This window comes from Methylobacterium sp. WL7 (genome assembly GCF_008040085.1).
GTDB classification, from domain to species: domain Bacteria; phylum Pseudomonadota; class Alphaproteobacteria; order Rhizobiales; family Beijerinckiaceae; genus Methylobacterium; species Methylobacterium mesophilicum.
Genome location: NZ_VRVG01000044.1, coordinates 1 through 19,835 on the forward strand (window position 1 = coordinate 1; position 19,835 = coordinate 19,835).

Sequence of the window (19,835 nt, forward strand, 5' to 3'; positions counted from 1 at the left end):
GACCCCAAACGCGTGGCCGCCAGCCAGCGAAAACCCAAGCCGCGGTCTACCGAGCCCGCACGCCAGACCAACGCCCATGTCGCAACCGCCAGGGTTCTGGCAAATCAAACACCTTGAAAGGGCTGGGTCGTAGACCTTTTGAAACCGGGATGATCCAGGCCCGGATCATGGGATTCACGACCACCCCGCCGCGGCCTCACGCGTCCGGATCGCGGCTCCGACCGGGGGACGCCATACCGGCGTCGGCCTCCGGCCCGGCCAGGGCGTAGGTGGCCTCGGCGACCCGGCGCAGGGGGCCTCCGGGGCCGGACCGCTTCCACAGGCGGGTGTTGAGGGCCGCCACCGGATCGCGTCCCGGCAGGGTGAAGCCGCGGGCCAGGAGGATCTCCAGGATCTCGCCCGCGTGCAGCGGCCGGCCGGCCGCCAGGATCGCCCCGCAGGCCGCCTCCACCAGCGCCCGGCCGTAGCGGCGGGCGCCGGCGGCATCCTGTGTGAAGGCGATCGCGGGCGGGATCCCGTTCGGCCCGGCATCCGGCTCCCGGCACGGCGGCGCGGCCTCCGGCCCGCCCGGCATGGCATCCACGTCCTCGAAATCGGTCCATGCCGGGGGGGCAGACGGCCGCGCGATGTCCGAGGGGCGGGGGTCGGCCGCGACGGCGGCAGGCGCGTGCCGGACCGGCGGCTGCACGGCGCGATCGGGACCGTGCAGCCGCCCGGGCCCGGCGACGGCCGGGCCGCCCTGCGCATCGCTCAGGCGCCGGCCGAGTTCCAGGTAGAGGACGAGGTCGGCGATCTCCCGGTCGATCGCCTCACGCTGGCGCCGCAATGCGGAGAGCCGGGCCTCGATATCCTGTTCCGACAGACCCATCCGGTGTTCCCTTCAGCCGAACGGAACATCTAGCTCATTCCGTCTGTGTTGGGAACATTCTTTCCGAACCGCCGCGCCGGGGTGATATTCCCACCGCGCGGAACGAAGGGAACGGATCACATTCCCTTCTGGCGTCCCCGCATTCCCTTCACGGAGGCCGGGCGCGGCGGCACCAGCAGTGCACTGGGATCGGCCGGGTGCAGGGTCAGGCCGCCGTCGTCGAGCACGAGCGGCAGGCGCGGAAACACCTCGCGCAGATGCGCCAGATCGGCCTTGAAGGCCTGCCGGAAGCTGCGGATCGAGGCGTTCTCGGCCCCGAACTGCGCGTGCAGGTTGCTCCAGGTCAGCCGCAGCGGCCGCTGCAGGGCCCGCAGCCGGTAGCCGGTCCAGAACAGCAGGTCGAGCTTGCGCGCCGAGCCCGAGAAGGCCCGCGCCGCCCGCACGTCCACGGGCAGCGCGTGCTTGATCAGCGTCTCGTAGAATTCCAGGTCGAAGCGGACCGTCCGCCCCGCCTCCTCGTCGCCCTCGCCGGCGCGCGGACGCCACAATTCGAGGCTGCGGAACGGCGGCACGTTGAGGGTTGTGGCGCTGTCGCGCCCATCCCAGAGGCCGATCTGCATGGTGCAGGCGGCCAGCCGGTTCAGCTGCTCCTTGAACTGCCGGATGGTGCCGCGCTCGCCGCCCGTGACGGCAAACCCCATCTCGCGCATGAAGCCCGAGAGCGTCTCGGCGACCTTCACGGTCGGGCTGCGCTGGCGCACCGCCTCGGTGCAGAGGTGCAGCAGAACCAGCCTGGCCTTCGGCCCGTAGGGCAGCCCCTGCGGCGCGAAGGCGCCGGTCTCCGGATCCTTGATCCGCCCGGCCATCAGGCTGAGCGAGTTGCGCCCGTAGGTGCGGGAGAATTCGCGCACCGGACCGGGATCGCGATAGGGCAGGCCGCACAGCGCCAGCACCGAGTGGATGTGCTGCAGGCTCGACGGCAGGGCCGGCTCGTTCTCGATCACCAGGCGGACCGCGTCGCGTCGGCGCTGGTCGCGCGACAGCTGGGCCCGGCGGAGTTCCTGCGCCCCGAGAACGGCGGCCTGCGCGTCGCGCTCGCGCTGGCGATGCAGCACGTGCTCGACGATCTGGGCGAACAGGAAGCCGCCTCGCGCCGCCTCGATCTCGGCCCGCAGGTCCGCGTCGTGGATCCCGGCGATCTTCTCCTCGATGCCCATCGCCCCTCAGCCCGAGCCGCACGCGGAACCCGTCCCCCCGGCAGGCGGAGGGGCGGCCCGATCCTGCCATGCCACGATTCGCCGGCCGGGGCTCCGGTCCGATCCGGCTTGTCCCGGCAATCCACGGTTCCCCGGGGCTCTCGCGGGCCTGCGCGGCGCAGAGTTGCATACGCACGGATCGGGGGTCTGGGCCCACGCAGAGTTCGATACGCCCGGGCCCCGGGTTTCTATCCCCGCATTCCACCGGTCCGGGCCGGAATCCGCGCCGAATCAGATACGCAACCGCGCAGAATCCAATGCACCCACCGGCCGGATCCGCGCAGACTCCGATACGCCGTCGCGCAGAGTCGCATGCGCACCCACGCAGAGTCGGATACGAAAACCTAGCCCAACCCTCTGATCGGGATGATGAATTCGCCACCCCATATAGTCTTCCGAACTGACTCTCTGAAAGATTCCCTCTTGATAATCTTCCTACTTAACGCGGCGCTCGTTCGGTCCGAAGAACACACTCGGTTCCGTCGACATGCACATGGTTTGAAGGGAATATCCCGGATCCATCCACAGACCGGAGCGCCCGGGGAGAGGTCGGCGTTCAGGGAATCCGGGTCCGGGTCGCTCCGGATCCGATGTTTCCGACGGCTTCGGGTTGACGTGGGCTGTGCCGCCCGGTTTCTCGGGCCGACCCATTCTGGAAAGGCCGCGCCGATGCTCCCCTCCCCGATCGCGTTCCGATGACCGGCCGCCGCAACGACGGCCGCCCGGGCGGCCCGCCCCGGTCCGGGTTTCGGCCCGGCTTCCGGTCCGGCGGGCGTCCCGGCGGATCCGGGCCGCGGCCCGAATCCGGGGGGCCCGATGGCGCCGCGGTGCTGTATGGCTGGCACCCGGTGGTCCAGGCGCTGGGCAACGCGGAGCGCGGCCTGCACCGGCTGCTCGCCACCGAGAACGCGGCGGCCCGGCTGACCGAGGAGTTCGGCGATGCCCTGCGCATCGCCCCCGAGCTGGTCCGGCCGAGCGAGATCGGCCGCCTGCTCGGGCCGGACGCGGTCCACCAGGGCCTCTATCTCGAGGCCGAGCCCCTGCCCGCCCCCGGCCTCGACGACCTGCCGGCCGACGCCCTGCTGCTGGCGCTGGACCAGATCACCGACCCGCACAATGTCGGGGCGATCGTGCGCACGGCCGCGGCCTTCGGGGTCGCCGGCATCGTCACCACGGTGCGGCACGCGCCGGGCGCCACCGGGGTCCTGGCGAAATCCGCCTCGGGCGGGCTGGAGCACGTGCCCTTCGTCACCGTCCGCAACCTGGCCGAGGCGCTGATCGAGCTGGGCGAGCGCGGCTACACCCGGATCGGCCTCGATTCCGACGCGCCCGCGAGCCTCGACACCCTCACCGTCGCCCGGCCGCTGGTGATCGTCCTCGGGGCGGAGGGCAAGGGCCTGCGCGAGCGGACCCGGACCTGCTGCGACCTCCTGGCCCGGATCCCGTTCTCGGGGGCGATCCGCAGCCTCAACGTCTCGAACGCGGCCGCCATCACCCTCTACGCCCTGGGCCGGCCGCCCGCCGGAACGGCCGCCGGATACGGCGCGGAAACAAAAATTCGCCCGCCCGATTCCGGGGACGGCCTAGGCAAGTCCAGCACCCTGCCGTAGACGTCGGCTTCAGAGGGGGGCGTGGGCTGGTAGGCGTGCGCCGGATGCTGGACGATGCTTTGACGTATGGCGGTGGGGCCTTCAGCCTGATCGCCGTCGGCGTGTGGCTGTGGCTCGCCCGGCGGGCCTTCCCGAGCTTCGAATCCTTCGTGAAGGGGTTCGACGACGAGCTGCGCCTGGGCGCGAGCCCGGAGGAACGGGCCCGCACCGCCCGCTGGCACCAGGTCCGCCAGGCTGCCGTGGCCCTGACCGCAGTCGGGGCGCTGTGCCTGTCGATCGGCCTCGCGATCCCCGACTGAGCGGACAAGGTCCGGGATTCGAAAGGTCCTCGACCTTTCGCGGGTGCGGGCGGAGCCCGCTGTCTTCAGGGATGCCGACCCCGAGCCCTTTAGAAACCCCGACATGCCGCGCTCTAAGGCCCGGCCCGGAATCCGGCGAGCGGCGCGGTGAGGGTGCAGACCAGCCCGTCGCGGTGATAGTCGAGCGCGGCCCGGCCGCCGACCGCCCCGGCGAGCCCCCGCTCGATCAGCCGCGAGCCGAAGCCCCGGCGCGTCGGCGGCGCCACCGGCGGGCCGCCGCTCTCGCGCCAGACCAGGGTGAAGACCGGGTCCCCGGCCGTATCGGGAGCCGTGTCCCATCCGACGTCGACCCGGCCCGTCTGCGTCGAGAGCGCGCCGTACTTCGCCGCGTTGGTGGCGAGTTCGTGCAGCATCAGGGCCAGGGACAGGGCGGCCGCCGGCCCGATCAGGAGATCGGGGCCCTCGAAGCCGAACCGGCCGGGACCGTCCTGGTGCAGCGCCAGGCTGCCGGTCACCACCGCGGCGACGCTGGCGGCCTCGGGGCGGCCGGCGAGGTGGCCGGCCAGCAGGATGTCGTGGGCCTTGCCCAGGGCGACCAGGCGCGCCGCCAGGGCCTCGCGGGCCGTGTCGATGTCGGGGGCGTTGCGCAGGGTCTGGGCGGCGATCGCCTGCACCAGCGCCAGGGTGTTCTTCAGCCGGTGCGACAGCTCGCTGTTGAGCAGGTCCTGGTCCGCCTCCGCGCGTTTGCGCGCTTCGATGTCGGAGACCGCCACCACGGCGCCCACGACGGTGCCGGCGGCGTCCCGGATCGCCTCGCCCGCGATGGCGATCCAGCGGCGCGTCCCGTCGGGCTGCTGGTAGCGGACCTCCAATTCGGCCCGGGCCGCCTCGCCCGCGCAGATCCGGGCGAGCGGGAACTCCTCCGGCGCCACCGGTCTGTCATCCGCGTGATAGGCGCCGTAGGCGCCGTACGCCGCACTGTCCTGCGCATAGACCGTGTCGTGGCCCAGCACCTCGCGGATGCGCCGGTTGCCCATGACGATGCGGCCGGAGGGCGCCTCGGCGAGCAGGATCCCGACCGGGACCGTGTCCATCACGGTGGCGAGCCGGGCCTCGGCCGCGCCGACCTCCCGGGTCCCGGTGAGGCTCGCCGCGACCGTGCCGGCGATCAGCTGCACGACCGCCAGATCATCCTGCGTGAAGGCATCCTGCGTGGAGGCGTCCTGCGTGGAGGCGTCCTGTATGGAGGCGTCGGCCCGGGCGGCGCGCAGCTCGAGGATCCCCGAAGCCGCGCCGCCGAGCTGCACGGGCACCGTGAGGGCGGCACGCATGCCGGGTGCCGGCGGCAGGTCCGCCGTCCCCAGGTCCGCCGTCCGGTCGGGGTCGGGGATCGCCGCACGGGTCGGCAGAGCCGGCTCGGCCGTCCCGCCGGCGAGCGGGCGGCGCAGGCCGACCTGGTGGGCGAGGGTCCCGGCCGCCGAGCGGTAGACCAGGTCGGCCCCCTCGCGCATGGCGACGGCCCCACCCTCGGCCTCCGGCACGGCCGCCAGGGCGGCGGCCACCAGGAGATCCAGGATCGCCCGGCGGTCGCCGGCACCCGGCAGGGCCGCGACCAGATCCGCCACCGCGGCCCGTTGGGCCAGGAGGCGGTCGCGTGCCGCCCGGGTCCGGCGCAGCTCCAGCCGGGTCGCGGCCAGCCGCGCCAGGGTGGCCAGATCCTCGGCCGCCTCCGGATCGAGACCCCCGGGCCGGGGGGCGGTGTCGAGCACGCAGAGGGTGCCGAGGCGCCGGCCCGTCGCGGATGCCAGCGCGGCCCCCGCGAAGAAGCCCAGCGCCGGTCCGCCCGCGCGGCGCGGGCCGGCGTGGGCCGGCGCATCCGCCGTCAGGTCGGGAACGACCAGAAGACCCGGGCCGTCGGGGATACGCGCGAGGATACCGGCGAGGGCGGCTCCGGGAAGGCTGAGGGCGGGCGAAAGGCTGCCTGCGGGCGAAAGGCTGCCGGCCCCGAACCCGTCGGCGGCTTCGGACCGGGGCCGGTCCCCGGTGTCGAGGCTGAGCAGGGCCATCGGAGCCCCGCAGGCCCGGCGGGCCATGCGGAGAAGGTCCTCGAAGCCCGGTTCCGGCGCGGGATCGGGGACGGCGCCGGCCACGGCCGCGAGGCGGTACGGGTCCCGGGCGTCGGACCTGGTGTCGGACATGGCGGCGTGCGCGGCGGCGTTGTCGATGGGCGCGGATGCCGCCGCCTCCGGGGCAACGATGGCGGCAGCAAGGCTGATCGCGAGAAAATCGCGACCGGGGTCGTTATCGCGCACGGACAGGGCCGGTTTTCGCACCGATATGCGCGCGAAAACCCGATGGCTCGTCTTGCACATCGGGTCCGAGATCGGGCCATCGGCCGGTTCTGGTGCCGGTATCGGGGCCGGTGGTCCCGGCTCCGGTCAGCCGGACGCCGCCACGGCGTGCGCGGCGATCGCGCCCGCCGTGGTGATCCAGACCCGGTCCCGATGGGCCGCGACATGGGCGAGCGCCGCCCGGAGCGGCCGCAGCCGGTGGGGCTGGCCGACGATGTAGGGATGGAGCGCAATGCCCATCACCAGGGGCGCGGTGGCGGATTGCTCCAGCATCTCGTCGAAGGCGTCGACGAGCGCGTCGGCGAAGTGGCGGCCCGTCTCCTTGCGGGCGACGATCGCCGGGATGTCGTTGAGCTCCTGGGGATACGGCACGGCCAGGATCCGGCCGCCGCCCCGGGTCGCCATCCAGGTCGGCTGGTCGTCGTGGCACCAGTCGAGCAGGTAGCGGTAGCCGGCCTCGGCGAGCAGGTCCGGCGTCACCCGCGACTGCGAGATCCAGGGGCCGAGCCAGCCGGCCGGCGCCCGGCCCTCCTCCCGGGTCAGGATCGCGGTGGCGTCCGCGATCAGGGCGCGCTCCTCCGCCTCGGACAGGGTGCCCTGCCGCTCGGCATTGGTGCGGCCGTGCCCGACGATCTCGTCGCCGCGCGCCCGGAACGCCTCGATCAGGCCCGGGCAGTCCCGGTAGAGCCGGCTGTTGACCAGCACGCTCGCGGGCAGGCCGAGGCCGTCGAGGGTGTCCCGCAGCCGCCAGGCCCCGACCCGGTTGCCCCAGTCGCGCCAGGCGTAGTTGAGCACGTCGGGCTGCGGCCCGCCCGGGGCGAGCTCGGCCCCGAGCCCCGAGCCGAAATCGAAGGTCTCGAGGTTGAGCCCGACATAGACCGCGAGCCGCCTTCCCCCGGGCCAGTCGTAGACCGGCCGGTCCGGGAGGGCGCTGTAGCGGTAGCGGCCGTGCTGCGCGGCCGAGGGAGCATCATCCATCGCGGGTCCAGTGTCCGGGGGGCGCCCGGGCAGATAGGCCGGATCCGGGATGCCGCCATGCCTGTCCGCCGCCATGCCTGTCCGCCGCCATGCCTGTCCGCCGCCATGCCTGTCCGCCGCCATGCCTGTTCCGGCGGGCGGGCCTGCTGTACCGGGTCGGGACGGGACCGCGTGCGGCGGTCCGGGTGTCGAGGAAGGATCCGCCGTGCCGCTGGCCGACACATCTCAGGGGGACGCGCGACCGGTCGTCTCGGACATCGCCGCGCGCCTCGAACGGCTGCCGATGTCGCGCTACCAGCGCAAGATCTTCGCGATCATCGCGTCCGCCTGGCTGGTCGACCAGATCGACGTGGCGCTCCTGACCTTCCTGCTCGGCTCGATCGTGGTGGCCTTCGGGCTGACCCCCACGGAGGCCGGCCAGCTCGCCGCCATGACCTTCGCGGGCCAGCTCGTCGGCAACATCGTCGCCGGCACCGCCTCCGACCGGTTCGGCCGCAAGGCGGTGTTCCAGGTGACCATGGTGGTCTGGGGCCTGGCGAGCCTCGCGGCGGCGACCGCCTGGAGCCTGCCCGTGCTGATGGCCTGCCGGTTCCTGATCGGGGCGGGCGTCGGCGGCGAGGCGCCGGTGGCGCAGGCGATGGTCTCCGAGATCGTCCCGGCCCCCGTGCGCGGCAAGTACATCGCGATCCTCGAGGGGTTCTGGGCGGTGGGCTACGTCCTGTCCGGGGCGATCAGCTTCTTCGTGCTGCCCTATCTCGGCTGGCGCTGGGCCTTCGTGGTGGTCGGCCTGCTGTCGCTGGTGGTGCTCGCGGTGCGCCGGAACATGCCCGAATCGCCCCGCTGGCTCGCCGAAGCCGGGCGCCACGCGGAGGCCGAGGCGGTGATGGCCACGATGGAGCGGGCCGTCGAGCGCGCCACCGGCCGGCCCCTGCCCCCGGTCACCCCGCAGATCGCCGCCGCGGTGGCGGACCCGGTTCCCGGCCCCCGGCCGAGCGCCGTGGCGACCCTGTTCGCGCCCGCCTACCGGATGCGCACCGTGATGGCCTTCGGGCTGTGGTTCTTCGCGCTGATCGGCTTCTTCGGGCTCAATTCCTGGATCGCGGTGCTGCTCAAGGAGCGCGGCTTCTCGATCGTCGGCTCGGTGGGCTTCGTCACCCTGATCACGCTGGGCGGCATCCCGGGCTTCGCCACCGCGGCCGTGTTGCTCGAGCGGATCGGCCGCAAGCCGACCACGGCGCTGTTCCTGACCTGCGCGGCCGCCGCGGCCTGGCTGTACGGCAATGCCGGCGGCGAGCCCGTGCTGACCGTCGCCGGCGTCACGGTCACTTGGCTGTTCGTCGCGGGCTTCGTGATGCAGTTCTTCATGTTCGGCATGTGGAGCTGCCTCTACGCCTACACGCCGGAACTGTACCCGACCCGGGCCCGGGCCACGGGGGCCTGCTTCGCCTCGGCCTTCGGGCGGATCGGCGCCATCCTGGGGCCGATGATCGTGCCGGTGCTGGTGCGCGATTACGGCCCGGCCACCGCCTTCCAGGTCGGCGCGGGCGGCTTCCTGATCGCCGCCCTCCTGGTCCTCACCCTCGGGGTCGAGACCCGCGGCAAGGTGCTCGAAGCCGTCTCGCATTGAGCGGAGGAGCCGCCGAGTCTTCCAGGCGCGTCTTGCAGGGCTCCGCCCTGCACCCGCACAAGGTCTCGACCTTGTGAATCCATGATCCGATTGAACGATCGATCCTGCGTCGCTCGCGATTCGATCGATGGTCAGCCCCATACCTCGCTCACATCACAACCGTGGAGTCCCAAAAAATGCCCGTCGTGGACATGCGCAGCCGGCCGACCTTCCTGCACACGTTCTTCGGCGCCGAGCCCGACACGCCGGAATTCGGCGTCGCCCGCTGGCTGAACGCCCGGGTCGGCAGCCGCGAGGTCGAGCACTTCACCCGCGGCGCCACGATCGAGGGCTTCCGCGCCGAGATGGACGGGGCCGGGATCGACGTCGCCGTGATGGTCGCCCGCTCGGTGCCGGGGGTCCGGGTCTCGAACGACGCCCTGGCGCAGGCCGCCGGGCACGATCCGAAGCGGCTGATCGGCATCGCCTCGGTGGATCCGGTGAAGCTCGGCCGCAAGGCCGCGGTGGCGGAAGCCAAGCGCGCCGTGACCGAGCTCGGCTTCAAGGGGATCAACCTCGATGCCGGCTTCTACCGCGAGGGCCTGCGGGCCGACGACGAGCGGCTGATGCCGCTCTACGAGCTGTGCGAGAAACTCGCGGTCCCGGCCTTCGTGATGTCCGGCCCGACCACCCCGGACCTGCGCCTCAACGATCCCCTGGCGGTGGACCGGGTCGCCCGGACCTTCCCGAAGCTGCCGATCGTGTGCTGCCACGGGTTCTACCCGCACGTCGCCGAGATGGTGACCGTGGCCTTCCGCAACGAGAACGTGTTCGTCTCCCCGGACATGTACACGTTCGCCCCCGGCGGCGGCCTCTACGTGGAGGCGGCGAACGGCTTCATGAAGGACCAGTTCCTGTTCGGCTCCTCGTTCCCGTTCCGGGCGATGCGCCAGGGCGTCGAGGATTTTCGCGCGCTGGGCCTCTCGGAGGACGCTCTGGACGCCGCCCTCTGGCGCAACGCCAACCGCCTGCTCGGGCTCGGCCTGGCCGAGGCTTAGTCCCGGGTTTCCAAAGGGCGAGCCCTTTGGCGGGGTATCGGGGCGGAGCCCCGATGAACCAGGGCTCCGCCCTGGACCCGCACAAGGTCCCGGACCTTGTGGATCCGGGACCTTGTCGTCAGGCGGCCCGGACGTTGGCCAAAAAATCGCCGACGGCGCCGCGCAGGGCGCTGGCCTGCCGGGCCAGGTCGCTGGCGGCGTCGAGCACCTGGGACGAGCCGTGGCTGGCCGTGCCGGCCGCCTCGCCCACGCCGGCGATGGTGCCCGAGACCGCGCGGGTATCCTGCGAGGTCTGGCCGGTGGTGCGGGCGATCTCGGCGGTGGCCGCGCCCTGCTGCTCGACCATCGCGGCGATCTCGGCCCCGATCCGGGCGAGGTTGCGGATCACCTCGGTGATGCCGCCGATCGACCGGACCGAGGCCTCGGTGGACCCGGTGATCTCGGCGACCTTGGCGGCGATCTCTTCGGTGGCCTTCGCGGTCTGGCCGGCGAGGTTCTTGACCTCGGCGGCCACCACCGCGAAGCCCCGGCCCGCCTCGCCGGCCCGGGCCGCCTCGATCGTGGCGTTCAGCGCCAGCAGGTTGGTCTGGCCGGCGATGTCCGAGATCATCGCGACGATTTCCCCAATGCTGCCGGCGGCCTGGGCGAGGCGGCGGACCTCCCCGGCCATGCCGTCCGCGTCCCGGGTCGCCGAGGCCGCGAGGTCGGCCGAGGCCCCGACCTGCACGCCGATCTCCCGGACCGAGGCCGTGAGCTCCTCTGTGGCCGCCGCCACGGTGTCGGCCGAGCGGGCGGCCGAATCGGCGGCGCCGGCCACCGCCCGGCTGAGGTCGGTGGTGTCCTGCGCGGCCCGGGCCATGCCGTGGGCGGAGGCCTCCAGCTGCTCGGCCGCCGCCGAGACCGCCTCGACGATGCCCCCGACCTGCCGCTCGAAGCTGTCGGCGAGGCCCAGGGCGGCGGTGCGCTGCGCGGCGGCGTTCTCGGCGGCGAGGCGCTGCTGCGCGGCCCGGGCGAGCCGGCGCTCGGCGACGCTGTCGCGGAACGTCACCGCGGCGTCGGCGATCGCCCGCACCTCGCGCGGGCCCCCCGCCGGGATGGCCAGGTCGGCGCCCGGCGCGTCGTGTCCCTCGCCCCGGCCGATCGCCGTCAGCACCCGGGCCATCCGGACCAGGGGCCGCGCGATGGCCGTGCCGAGCCAGAACGCGAAGCCGACCGAGAGCGCGAACAGGGCGAGCCCGCCCGCGATCCAGACCGTCAGCATCCGGTCGGCCCCGGCCCGCACCGCGCCGGCGGCGGCCACCAGGTCGGCGGTCAGCCGGTCCTCGACGCCTTTGAGGGCGTCGATGCGCTGGGTGGCGAGCCGGAACCAGGCCGGCGCGTCGCGGAAGGCGAGATTGGTGCCCGGCATCGTCTCCTGCGCGGCGCCGCGCAGGCGTGCCACCTCCCGCGCCGGCTCGGTCGCCTCCGCGGCGTCCAGCAGCGCGGCCTGACCCTCGACGGCCCCGGCCCGGAACAGGGCGCCGTAGGTCGCCTGATCGGCCGAGAGCGTGGTGAGCCGGCGCGCGGCGGGAAGGTCCAGGGTGCCGGAGGCGAACACCGCCGAGGCGGCGGCCCGCTCCTGGCCGGCGGCCTCCTTCAGCGCCAGGAACGCCGCGTAAGCGTTGGCCCGGGCCGCGATGCCGGCCTCGTCGATCACCCCGCCCATCGCCCGGACCACGCCCAGGCCCTCGCCGATCAGGCCGGTGTAGAAGCCCACCGCCTGCGGCGCGGTGAGGCCCAGGGCATCGACCGCCCGGCGCTGGGCCGCGAGCCCGGCGAGCGCCTTGGAAAATCCGTCGGCCCGCGCCGCGAAGGCGGGGCCGAAGCCGGTCGCGGCCGCCATCGCGTCGGGGAGCCCGGCCAAAGCCGCGTCGGTGCGGCTGCGCTGGACCGCCAGTTCCGGCCCGAACTGTGCCCCCCTGGCGGCCAGGAACAGGCTGGAGGCGCCGCGCTCGCGCTGGGCCTCGTGGACGAAGGCGCTGATCCGCGAGGCGAGGCCGACCAGGGTCTCGACCCGGTCCATCTCGGCGCGCCGCGCCCATTGGTCGGACACCGCCCACCCGGCCGCCCCCGCGAAGGCGAGGCAGGGCGCGAGCGCCACCGCGAGGATGCGCGCGCTGAGCGAGGAGAGGACGGCCATCGGAACCCGGTCTGGTGCAACGTTCACCGGAATCATCCGGGACGGTTCTAAAAACACCGTTACGGTGGAGGGGTTTGGCCCGTCTTGCAATGCACAATCAGGCGGCAGTCCCGACGGTGGGTGCCGCCTCGGCATGCAGTCCGGCCTCTTGCAGTCCGGCCTCTTGCCGTTCGGCCTCCTGCAACGCGGCATGCAGGTCGCCCCAGACCTTGAGCGCGTGGATGACCGGCTCCAGGGTCCGCCCCCGCTCGGTCAGACTGTACTCCACCTTCGGGGGCACCTCGGCGTAGACCTTCCGGGCGATCAGGCCGTCCGCCTCCATCTCGCGCAGCTGGTTCGTGAGCATGCGCTGCGTCACGCTCGCCAGCCGCCGGCGGATCTCGTTGAAGCGCAGGGTCCCCTCCATGAGGTGGTAGAGGATCACGCCCTTCCACTTGCCGTCGATGAGCCGGAGGGTGGCCTCGACGGCGCAGCCGGGGCTGCAACTGCCGCGATGGTGTCGGGTGCGAGGCATGGCGGGATCCCAAGGCGATCGGCGGACGGTATCATTCTCGGCACTATTGGCGTTTTATGTGCGTACTTGCGCGCCGTGAAGGCGGACGGCATCTCCGTGCGGGTCAGCCGGAGGAGATTGCGATGCGCGCCGTCGGGTACAGAAAATCCCTGCCGATCACCGAGGCCGAGGCCCTGGTCGATTGCGACCTGCCCCGGCCCGATCCCGGCCCCCGCGACCTGCTGGTGAAGGTCGAGGCGGTCTCGGTGAACCCGGTCGACACCAAGGTCCGGGTGCGGGCCGAGCCCGAGGCCGGCGGGGTCAAGGTCCTGGGCTGGGACGCCGCCGGCACCGTTCTCGCCATGGGTGCCGAGGCCGAGGGCTTCTCGGTCGGGGACGCGGTGTTCTACGCGGGCGACCTCACCCGGCCCGGGACCAACGCCGAATTCCACTGCGTCGACGCGCGCATCGTCGGGCACAAGCCCGCCAGCCTCGACTGGGCGCAGGCCGCCGCCCTGCCGCTCACCGCGATCACCGCCTGGGAGGCCCTGTTCGACCGGCTCGACGCCAAGAAACCGGTTCCGGGCGCCGCCCCGGCGATCCTGATCGTCGGCGGGGCGGGCGGCGTCGGCTCGGTGGCGATCCAGCTCGCCCGGCAGCTCACCGACCTCACCGTGATCGCCACCGCGTCCCGGCCGGAGACGGCGGCCTGGTGCCGGGATCTCGGCGCCCACCACGTGGTCGATCATGCCAAGCCGCTCTCCGCCGAGGTGGCGGCCCTGGGCCTCGGCGCGCCGGGCCTCGTGTTCTCGACCACCAACACCGACGCGCATCTCGCCGAGATCGCGACGCTGATCGCCCCGCAGGGCCGGTTCGCCCTGATCGACGACCCCGCGCAGCTCGACGTGGCGCTGCTCAAGCGCAAGAGCCTGTCGCTGCACTGGGAGTTCATGTTCACCCGCTCGATGTTCGGCACCTCCGATATCGCCGCCCAGGGCGCGCTCCTCGACGAGGTCGCCCGGCTGGTGGATGCGGGGCGCCTGCGCACGACCCTGGGCGAGCATTACGGGCCGATCGACGCCCGGAACCTGCGGCGGGCGCACGCGCTGATCGAGAGCGGGCGCGCCAAGGGCAAGATCGTGCTCGAAGGCTTTGCGTCGTGAGGCGGGCGCCATGACCGAGACGGGCACCGGAATCTTCGACGTGGCGGCGCTCGCGGCGGCGCTGCCCGACAGCGCGCGGACGCTCCTGGTCGACACCTACCTGACCGACCGGGCGGCGGCGAGCGCCCGGGTGTTCCGGGTCTACCGCCCGACCCCGCCGCACTATCACACCACCTGCGACGAGTACCTGTACTGCCTGTCGGGACGGGGCACCGTCTGGCTGGGCGACCCCGCGAACCTCACGACGTTCGGCCCCGGCCAGCTCTTGTTCTTCGAGACGGGCACGGTGCACGCGATGCCGGAGATCGCCCCGGGCGAGCCGGTGACGTTCCTGTCGATCGACACCCCGCGGCGGGCCCCCACCGACATCGTGTTCGTGAATCCCGAGGACGGCACCCCCGCCACCTTCATGGCCCGCAACGCCGGGTCGTAAGAATTCGCAACCGGGACGAGGCACTAAAGCGCGAGACGTCTCATGCTGCGGCCGTGGACGATGGCCAGGATCAGGACGCCGCCATCCACCGGCTCGTACAGGATCACGTGCGCGGCGTATTCGTGCCGGTGCACGCCGGGCCGGATCGCGTCGGCCCTCCGGCCCATGCGGGGATTGTCGGCGAGGAGCTGGAAGGCGTGCTCCAGACCGGCGGCATAGGCTTCGACTTGGCGGACACCGAACTGCCGGTAGCCGTGGACGGCGATGTCGAACAGGTCCGCCTCTGCCCTCTTCGTGAGGGTGTAGTCACTCATCCAGCGGCTGGTCGCCCTGTGCATGCGTCCTGGCCCGGGCGACGATGTCGGGGACCTTGCGACGGCTCGGTCCGCTGGCGCGGGACTCGTCGACGATTCGGCGCAGATCCTGAACCGTCAGTTCGGGCTGGGCCCGCCGCTCGCGGTCACGGCGCACGAGGTCGCGGACATAGTCGCTCGTGCTGGCGTAATCGCCCTGTCTGATCTGCGCCTCGATCCAGTCCTTCATCGGATCGGGCAGGGAAATGGTCATGGTGGCCATGGGGCCTCGTCATCACCCCGGGGGGATCGAAGATCACGGGATCAAAGATAAGCGTTTTTCACAAAATTTCCTAAGCCCGCGATTCGCCGCCTGCCCGGTCCGCTGTTTCACCGCATGGTTGCCGGCGTACGCGTTTCGTTCTAGCAAGGGCGTTGGATGTCGGGCCTGCGTCCCGCCGGCCTCACCTTGCCGTCGACCGCTCCGGGCTCGACATGAGCGGGTGCGGCGGCTGACCCGCGCGCAAAGCCAGCCCCGACCGCGTCGACGCCTCGAAAGACCGCCGCCCTCATGGCCAAAGCCCAAGCCGGAACCCGAGTCGGACCCCGCGTCGGCGCCAGCAAAGCCGCCCCCAAACCGTCTCCCGTGAAGGCGTCGTCCGCCAAAGCGCCGGCCGAGGCGGTTCCGGCCGAGCCTGAGCGGACGAACAAGCCCGCGCGTACGAAGAAGGCCGAGGCCCCCGCCCCCGTCCGCCCGGGCAGCAGCCGGAGCGCGGCCGCGGAGGCCGCCGTCGACGCCAAGCTGGAGGCCCTGTTCGACGCCGCGCCGCCGAGCGCCGCCGACCGGCGGGTGATCACGGTCCGGGGCGCCCGGGAGCACAACCTCAAGAACGTCGACCTGACGATCCCCCGGGACAAGCTCGTGGTGTTCACCGGGCTGTCGGGCTCGGGCAAGTCGTCGCTCGCCTTCGACACGATCTACGCCGAGGGGCAGCGCCGCTACGTCGAGTCGCTCTCGGCCTATGCCCGCCAGTTCCTGGAGATGATGTCCAAGCCCGATGTCGACCAGATCGACGGGCTGTCGCCGGCCATCTCCATCGAGCAGAAGACCACCTCCAAGAATCCGCGCTCCACCGTCGGGACGGTGACCGAGATCTACGACTACATGCGCCTGCTCTGGGCGCGGGTCGGCATCCCCTACTCCCCGGCCACCGGCCTGCCGATCGAGAGCCAGACCGTCCAGCAGATGGTCGACCGGGTGCTGGAGCTGCCGGAGAAGAGCCGGCTGTATTTGCTCGCTCCGGTGGTGCGCGGCCGGAAGGGCGAGTATCGCAAGGAAATCGCCGAGTACCAAAAGAAAGGGTTTCAGCGGCTGCGGGTCGACGGCGAATACTACGCGATCGACGACGCGCCCAAGCTCGACAAGAAGTTCAAGCACGACATCGACGTGGTCGTCGACCGGATCGTGGTGCGGCCCGACATCGCCGCGCGGCTGGCGGATTCGTTCGAGACCGCGCTGGAGCTCGCCGACGGCATCAGCGAGATCGTGTTCGCGGACGCGCCCGAGGGCGAGGAGCCCCGGGCGATCACGTTCTCGTCGCGCTTCGCCTGCCCGGTCTCGGGCTTCACCATCGCCGAGATCGAGCCGCGGCTGTTCTCGTTCAACAACCCGTTCGGCGCCTGCCCGACCTGCGGCGGCATCGGCCACGAGATGCGGATCGACCCCGAGCTGGTGATCTCGGATCCCGCGCTCAGCCTGAAGCGCGGCGCGGTCGGCCCCTGGGCGAAGTCGACCTCGCCCTATTACGGCCAGACGCTGGACGCGCTGGCGGAGCATTACGGCTTCAAGACGAGCGTGGCCTGGCAGAGCCTGCCGGAGGCGGCCCGCGCCGTCGTGCTGTACGGCTCCGGCAAGCAGGCGATCCGCTTCGCCTACGACGACGGCCTGCGCAAGTATGCGGTCAACAAGCCGTTCGAGGGCGTGATCCCGAACCTGGAGCGCCGCTACAAGGAGAGCGAGTCCGACGCGGTGCGGGAGGAAATCGGCCGGTTCATGAGCGAGACGCCCTGCGCGTCCTGCGGCGGCAAGCGGCTGAAGCCCGAGGCGCTCGCCGTGAAGGTCGCCATGGCCGATATCGGCGACGTGACGGCGCTGTCCGTTTCGGAAGCCCATCGCTGGTTCTCCGAATTGCCGGAGAAGCTGACGGCCAAGCAAAACGAGATCGCGGTCAGAATTCTCAAAGAAATCCGTGACCGGCTCAGCTTCCTGGTGGATGTCGGCCTCGAATACCTGACGCTGGCCCGCGGCTCCGGCTCCCTGTCGGGGGGCGAGAGCCAGCGCATCCGGCTGGCCTCGCAGATCGGCTCCGGGCTCACCGGCGTGCTCTACGTGCTGGACGAGCCCTCGATCGGGCTGCACCAGCGCGACAACGAGCGGCTGCTCGGCACGCTCAAGCGCCTGCGCGACCTCGGCAACTCGGTGATCGTGGTCGAGCACGACGAGGACGCGATCCTGCAGGCCGACTACGTGGTCGATGTCGGCCCGGGGGCGGGCATCCATGGCGGCGAGATCATCGCCCAGGGCACCCCCGCCGAGGTGCTGGCCAACCCGGCCTCGCTCACGGCCAAGTACCTCACCGGCGCGATGTCGGTGCGCACCCCGGCCGCGCGGCGCAAGAGCCGGAAGGGCAAGCTCGGCGTGTTCGGCGCGCGGGGCAACAACCTCAAGGACGTGGATATCGAGGTGCCGCTCGGCACTTTCACCTGCATCACCGGCGTCTCGGGCGGCGGGAAATCCACCCTGGTGATCGACACTCTGTACAAGGCCGTCGCGAAAAAACTGAACGGGGCGCTGGAGCACCCGGCCCCGTACGACCGGCTCGAAGGGCTGGAGCATCTCGACAAGGTCATCGACATCGACCAGTCGCCGATCGGCCGCACGCCGCGCTCGAACCCCGCCACCTATATCGGAGCGTTCACGCCGATCCGCGACTGGTTCGCGGGCCTGCCCGAGGCCAAGGCGCGCGGCTACCAGCCGGGGCGCTTCTCGTTCAACGTGAAGGGCGGGCGCTGCGAGGCCTGCTCGGGCGACGGCGTCATCAAGATCGAGATGCACTTCCTGCCGGACGTCTACGTCACCTGCGACGTGTGCAAGGGCAAGCGCTACGACCGCGAGACCCTGGAGGTGAAGTACCGCGGCAAGTCCATCGCCGACGTGCTCGATTCCACCGTCGAGGAGGCGGCCGAGCTGTTCAAGGCGGTGCCGGCGATCCGCGAGAAGCTCGAGACCCTCAAGCGGGTCGGCCTGCACTACGTCCATGTCGGCCAGCAGGCGACCACCCTGTCGGGGGGCGAGGCGCAGCGGGTGAAGCTGTCCAAGGAGCTGTCGAAGCGCGCCACGGGCCGCACGCTCTACATCCTCGACGAGCCGACCACCGGGCTGCACTTCCACGACGTGGCCAAGCTCATGGAGGTGCTCCACGAGCTGGTGGACCAGGGCAACACGGTCGTGGTGATCGAGCACAACCTCGAAGTGATCAAGACCGCCGACTGGGTGATCGACATGGGTCCCGAGGGCGGCGATGGCGGCGGCCGGGTGGTGGCGCTCGGCACGCCGGAGGAGATCGCCCGCTCGAAGGCGAGCCATACCGGCCGGTTCCTGCGCGAGGTCTTGGCCCGTCGCCCCGCCCCGCAGACCGGCCGCCGCAGCGCCGCCGAATAGGCGCCGGCCGGGCGCGAGGCGGCAGATTCTGCCCGGTGCGGCCCGAAAATCCGCCCGGGACCGCCTCCGCGCCCCGTGATTCGGGCGCCTCACGCCCGTCTTCGGCCGGGGATCGGCCGTCCGGAGCGGGGTTTCCGGGTTCGGCGCCCGGCTGGGACGAATGCCCGTTCACCCATCCCTAGTTGCCGGATTCTCCCGCCAAAGTGCCGGGAGGTCCCGTGCAACAGCTTGACCGTTCAACGATATTTTGCCGGCCGCCCGCCCGCTATTCAATCCTGGGGACTGTGTTGCATCGCCGCAAAAATGCGTCTTTTGCGCAACGGTTCGGCCGGTTTTGCCGCTTCGACCGGCATTCCACTGTCATTCCGCAGGTCTCTGTAGAATAGTCATTGGCGTTGAGACGGGCGGGCTCCGTGGGGGCGCTCGGCACACCGGAAGTCGGCAGCCGCCAATGGCGAGCAGACCGGCAGGGTAGTGCCGAATGCGGGACGGATGCCTTGAGACCTTGGGAAGGATTGAAACAATGATGAAGAACTGGCTCGCGGCCGGCGCAGTCGCGCTCACGGTCGGCATGACCTCGACGATCGCTCAGGCGCAGACCACCACGGTTCCCGGCGAGCAGGTCGGCCTGGCCATCGGCGCGCCGCTGCCCGAGGGCGTCTACGCGATCAACACCTTCACCTTCCGCCGCACCGATGGCCGGAACGATCCCGATACGGCCGTCAACATCCCGGTCCTGGTCTGGTCGACCCCGCTGGTGCCGTTCGGCGGCCGCATCGAGCTGCTCGTCGCCCCCCCGACCGTGTTCGCTTTCACCCGCAACCCGGCTGGCGTGCGTAACAAGGACATCTCGATCAACGTCGGCACCTTCGTCGGCGGCATCTGGGCATTCGACCTCGGCAACAACTTCGGCGTCAGCTTGCTCGGCGGCGCGTACCTGAACGACCTCAACGGCGACCGCGGCTCGATCATCACGCCGCAGGGCACGACCGCCACCCCGGTTCTGGGTCAGCTCTCCTCCAACACCTACCGCTTCGGCGTGGCCGGCAGCTACACCGGCGACGGCTGGAACATCACCGGCAACCTGACCGCCAACATCTACGACTCGCCCGGTCGTTTCCCCGGCCAGGTCGGCGCCGCGATCGGCCCGCTCCGCATTTCGGACTCCCTGAACTTCGACCTCACCGCCACGAAGAAGTTCGGCAACTTCGAGATCGGTCCGGTCGCCTACGGCACCTACAACTTCGATATCGGCCAAGCCAGCTTGGCAGCCAACAACCGCGGCCGGTTCGCCGTCGGCGGCCTGATCGGCTACGACTTCAAGGTCTTCACCGTGCAGGCCTACGTCGCCCGCGACGTGGTCACCGGTGCGCAGATCGCCGCGACGCCGTTCAGCCGCGCCCGCAGCGACTACTCCACGGACGGCTGGCTCCGCCTGATCGTGCCGCTGTACTCCCCGGCCCCCGCCGCACCGGCCCCGGTGGCCCTGGTCCGCAAGTACTGATCGACAAGTACTGATCGACCCAG

16 protein-coding genes are annotated in these 19,835 nt (G+C 71.7%); 8 read left to right on the forward strand and 8 right to left on the reverse strand.

Features of this window, described 5'->3' with window-relative positions; genetic code table 11:
- Positions 1-196: 196 nt before the first annotated feature.
- Together FV233_RS13435 and FV233_RS13440 are read right to left on the reverse strand one after the other, a co-directional pair.
- Positions 197-868 (reverse strand): hypothetical protein, encoded by a 672-nt coding sequence (locus tag FV233_RS13435; protein WP_147897754.1) that lies wholly within the window; start codon positions 866-868, stop codon positions 197-199.
- A gap of 116 nt (positions 869-984) precedes the next feature.
- Positions 985-2,085 (reverse strand): replication protein RepA, encoded by a 1,101-nt coding sequence (locus FV233_RS13440; RefSeq protein ID WP_147897755.1) that lies wholly within the window; start codon positions 2,083-2,085, stop codon positions 985-987.
- Positions 2,086-2,819: 734 nt separating this feature from the next.
- Between FV233_RS13440 and FV233_RS13445 the strand changes: the two genes are divergently transcribed.
- The gene (locus FV233_RS13445; RefSeq protein WP_246689978.1) at positions 2,820-3,734 is read left to right on the forward strand and encodes an RNA methyltransferase; all 915 of its coding nucleotides are present in this window, start codon (positions 2,820-2,822) and stop codon (positions 3,732-3,734) included.
- Between the two features lie 44 nt (positions 3,735-3,778).
- Entirely contained in the window at positions 3,779-4,033 is a 255-nt protein-coding gene (locus tag FV233_RS13450) for a hypothetical protein (RefSeq protein ID WP_147857733.1), read from the forward strand.
- 113 nt (positions 4,034-4,146) lie between these two features.
- Here FV233_RS13450 and FV233_RS30885 read toward each other — a convergent pair whose 3' ends face one another.
- Together FV233_RS30885 and FV233_RS13460 are read right to left on the reverse strand one after the other, a co-directional pair.
- A complete protein-coding gene (locus FV233_RS30885) occupies positions 4,147-6,345 on the reverse strand; it encodes an HWE histidine kinase domain-containing protein (protein ID WP_246689979.1) in 2,199 nt (732 codons plus the stop codon).
- A 126-nt stretch (positions 6,346-6,471) separates the two neighbouring features.
- The gene (locus FV233_RS13460; RefSeq protein ID WP_147897756.1) at positions 6,472-7,362 is read right to left on the reverse strand and encodes a polysaccharide deacetylase family protein; all 891 of its coding nucleotides are present in this window, start codon (positions 7,360-7,362) and stop codon (positions 6,472-6,474) included.
- A 205-nt stretch (positions 7,363-7,567) separates the two neighbouring features.
- Between FV233_RS13460 and FV233_RS13465 the strand changes: the two genes are divergently transcribed.
- Positions 7,568-8,989 (forward strand): MFS transporter, encoded by a 1,422-nt coding sequence (locus FV233_RS13465; protein WP_147897757.1) that lies wholly within the window; start codon positions 7,568-7,570, stop codon positions 8,987-8,989.
- Positions 8,990-9,165: 176 nt separating this feature from the next.
- Positions 9,166-10,026 carry an amidohydrolase family protein gene (locus FV233_RS13470; RefSeq protein WP_147857495.1) on the forward strand — a complete coding sequence of 287 codons (861 nt, stop codon included), beginning with the start codon at positions 9,166-9,168 and terminating at the stop codon, positions 10,024-10,026.
- A gap of 118 nt (positions 10,027-10,144) precedes the next feature.
- Here FV233_RS13470 and FV233_RS13475 read toward each other — a convergent pair whose 3' ends face one another.
- Together FV233_RS13475 and FV233_RS13480 are read right to left on the reverse strand one after the other, a co-directional pair.
- Positions 10,145-12,205, reverse strand: coding sequence for a nitrate- and nitrite sensing domain-containing protein (locus tag FV233_RS13475; RefSeq protein ID WP_147897758.1), 2,061 nt, complete (start codon positions 12,203-12,205; stop codon positions 10,145-10,147).
- 97 nt (positions 12,206-12,302) lie between these two features.
- Entirely contained in the window at positions 12,303-12,719 is a 417-nt protein-coding gene (locus tag FV233_RS13480; RefSeq protein ID WP_238263125.1) for a helix-turn-helix domain-containing protein, read from the reverse strand.
- A gap of 122 nt (positions 12,720-12,841) precedes the next feature.
- Here FV233_RS13480 and FV233_RS13485 point away from each other — a divergent pair, with 122 nt between their 5' ends.
- Positions 12,842-13,861: a zinc-binding alcohol dehydrogenase family protein gene (locus FV233_RS13485; RefSeq protein ID WP_147856838.1), complete on the forward strand. Its 1,020-nt coding sequence runs from the start codon at positions 12,842-12,844 to the stop codon at positions 13,859-13,861.
- Between the two features lie 10 nt (positions 13,862-13,871).
- A complete protein-coding gene (locus FV233_RS13490) occupies positions 13,872-14,294 on the forward strand; it encodes a cupin domain-containing protein (RefSeq protein WP_147897759.1) in 423 nt (140 codons plus the stop codon).
- Positions 14,295-14,317: 23 nt separating this feature from the next.
- Here the strand turns inward: FV233_RS13490 and FV233_RS13495 are convergent, their stop codons facing one another.
- Both FV233_RS13495 and FV233_RS13500 read right to left on the reverse strand, forming a co-directional pair.
- Positions 14,318-14,608 (reverse strand): type II toxin-antitoxin system RelE/ParE family toxin, encoded by a 291-nt coding sequence (locus FV233_RS13495; RefSeq protein ID WP_147856836.1) that lies wholly within the window; start codon positions 14,606-14,608, stop codon positions 14,318-14,320.
- On the reverse strand, positions 14,601-14,870 hold the full coding sequence (locus FV233_RS13500) for a type II toxin-antitoxin system ParD family antitoxin (protein WP_147856835.1): 270 nt from the start codon (positions 14,868-14,870) through the stop codon (positions 14,601-14,603). Before FV233_RS13500 ends, FV233_RS13495 begins: the two co-directional genes overlap by 8 nt.
- 288 nt (positions 14,871-15,158) lie before the next feature.
- On the opposite strand from FV233_RS13500, the gene uvrA reads away from it, so the two are divergent.
- Together uvrA and FV233_RS13510 are read left to right on the forward strand one after the other, a co-directional pair.
- The gene (gene uvrA / locus FV233_RS13505) at positions 15,159-18,308 is read left to right on the forward strand and encodes an excinuclease ABC subunit UvrA (protein WP_147897760.1); all 3,150 of its coding nucleotides are present in this window, start codon (positions 15,159-15,161) and stop codon (positions 18,306-18,308) included.
- A gap of 523 nt (positions 18,309-18,831) precedes the next feature.
- Complete coding sequence (locus tag FV233_RS13510; protein ID WP_147897761.1) at positions 18,832-19,812, forward strand: transporter; 981 nt, start codon at positions 18,832-18,834, stop codon at positions 19,810-19,812.
- Positions 19,813-19,835: the final 23 nt, after the last annotated feature.

Excerpts from the sequence above, each read along its gene's own strand:
- FV233_RS13435 (WP_147897754.1), bottom strand. The coding sequence starts at position 868 with ATGGGTCTGTCGGAACAGGATATCGAGGCCCGGCTCTCCGCATTGCGG.
- uvrA (WP_147897760.1), top strand. The coding sequence starts at position 15,159 with ATGGCCAAAGCCCAAGCCGGAACCCGAGTCGGACCCCGCGTCGGCGCC.
- FV233_RS13480 (WP_238263125.1), bottom strand. The coding sequence starts at position 12,719 with ATGCCTCGCACCCGACACCATCGCGGCAGTTGCAGCCCCGGCTGCGCC.
- FV233_RS13460 (WP_147897756.1), bottom strand. The coding sequence starts at position 7,362 with ATGGATGATGCTCCCTCGGCCGCGCAGCACGGCCGCTACCGCTACAGC.
- FV233_RS13485 (WP_147856838.1), top strand. The coding sequence starts at position 12,842 with ATGCGCGCCGTCGGGTACAGAAAATCCCTGCCGATCACCGAGGCCGAG.
- FV233_RS13440 (WP_147897755.1), bottom strand. The coding sequence starts at position 2,085 with ATGGGCATCGAGGAGAAGATCGCCGGGATCCACGACGCGGACCTGCGG.
- FV233_RS13510 (WP_147897761.1), top strand. The coding sequence starts at position 18,832 with ATGATGAAGAACTGGCTCGCGGCCGGCGCAGTCGCGCTCACGGTCGGC.
- FV233_RS13470 (WP_147857495.1), top strand. The coding sequence starts at position 9,166 with ATGCCCGTCGTGGACATGCGCAGCCGGCCGACCTTCCTGCACACGTTC.
- FV233_RS13500 (WP_147856835.1), bottom strand. The coding sequence starts at position 14,870 with ATGGCCACCATGACCATTTCCCTGCCCGATCCGATGAAGGACTGGATC.
- FV233_RS13495 (WP_147856836.1), bottom strand. The coding sequence starts at position 14,608 with ATGAGTGACTACACCCTCACGAAGAGGGCAGAGGCGGACCTGTTCGAC.
- FV233_RS13490 (WP_147897759.1), top strand. The coding sequence starts at position 13,872 with ATGACCGAGACGGGCACCGGAATCTTCGACGTGGCGGCGCTCGCGGCG.
- FV233_RS13450 (WP_147857733.1), top strand. The coding sequence starts at position 3,779 with ATGCTGGACGATGCTTTGACGTATGGCGGTGGGGCCTTCAGCCTGATC.
- FV233_RS13445 (WP_246689978.1), top strand. The coding sequence starts at position 2,820 with ATGACCGGCCGCCGCAACGACGGCCGCCCGGGCGGCCCGCCCCGGTCC.
- FV233_RS13475 (WP_147897758.1), bottom strand. The coding sequence starts at position 12,205 with ATGGCCGTCCTCTCCTCGCTCAGCGCGCGCATCCTCGCGGTGGCGCTC.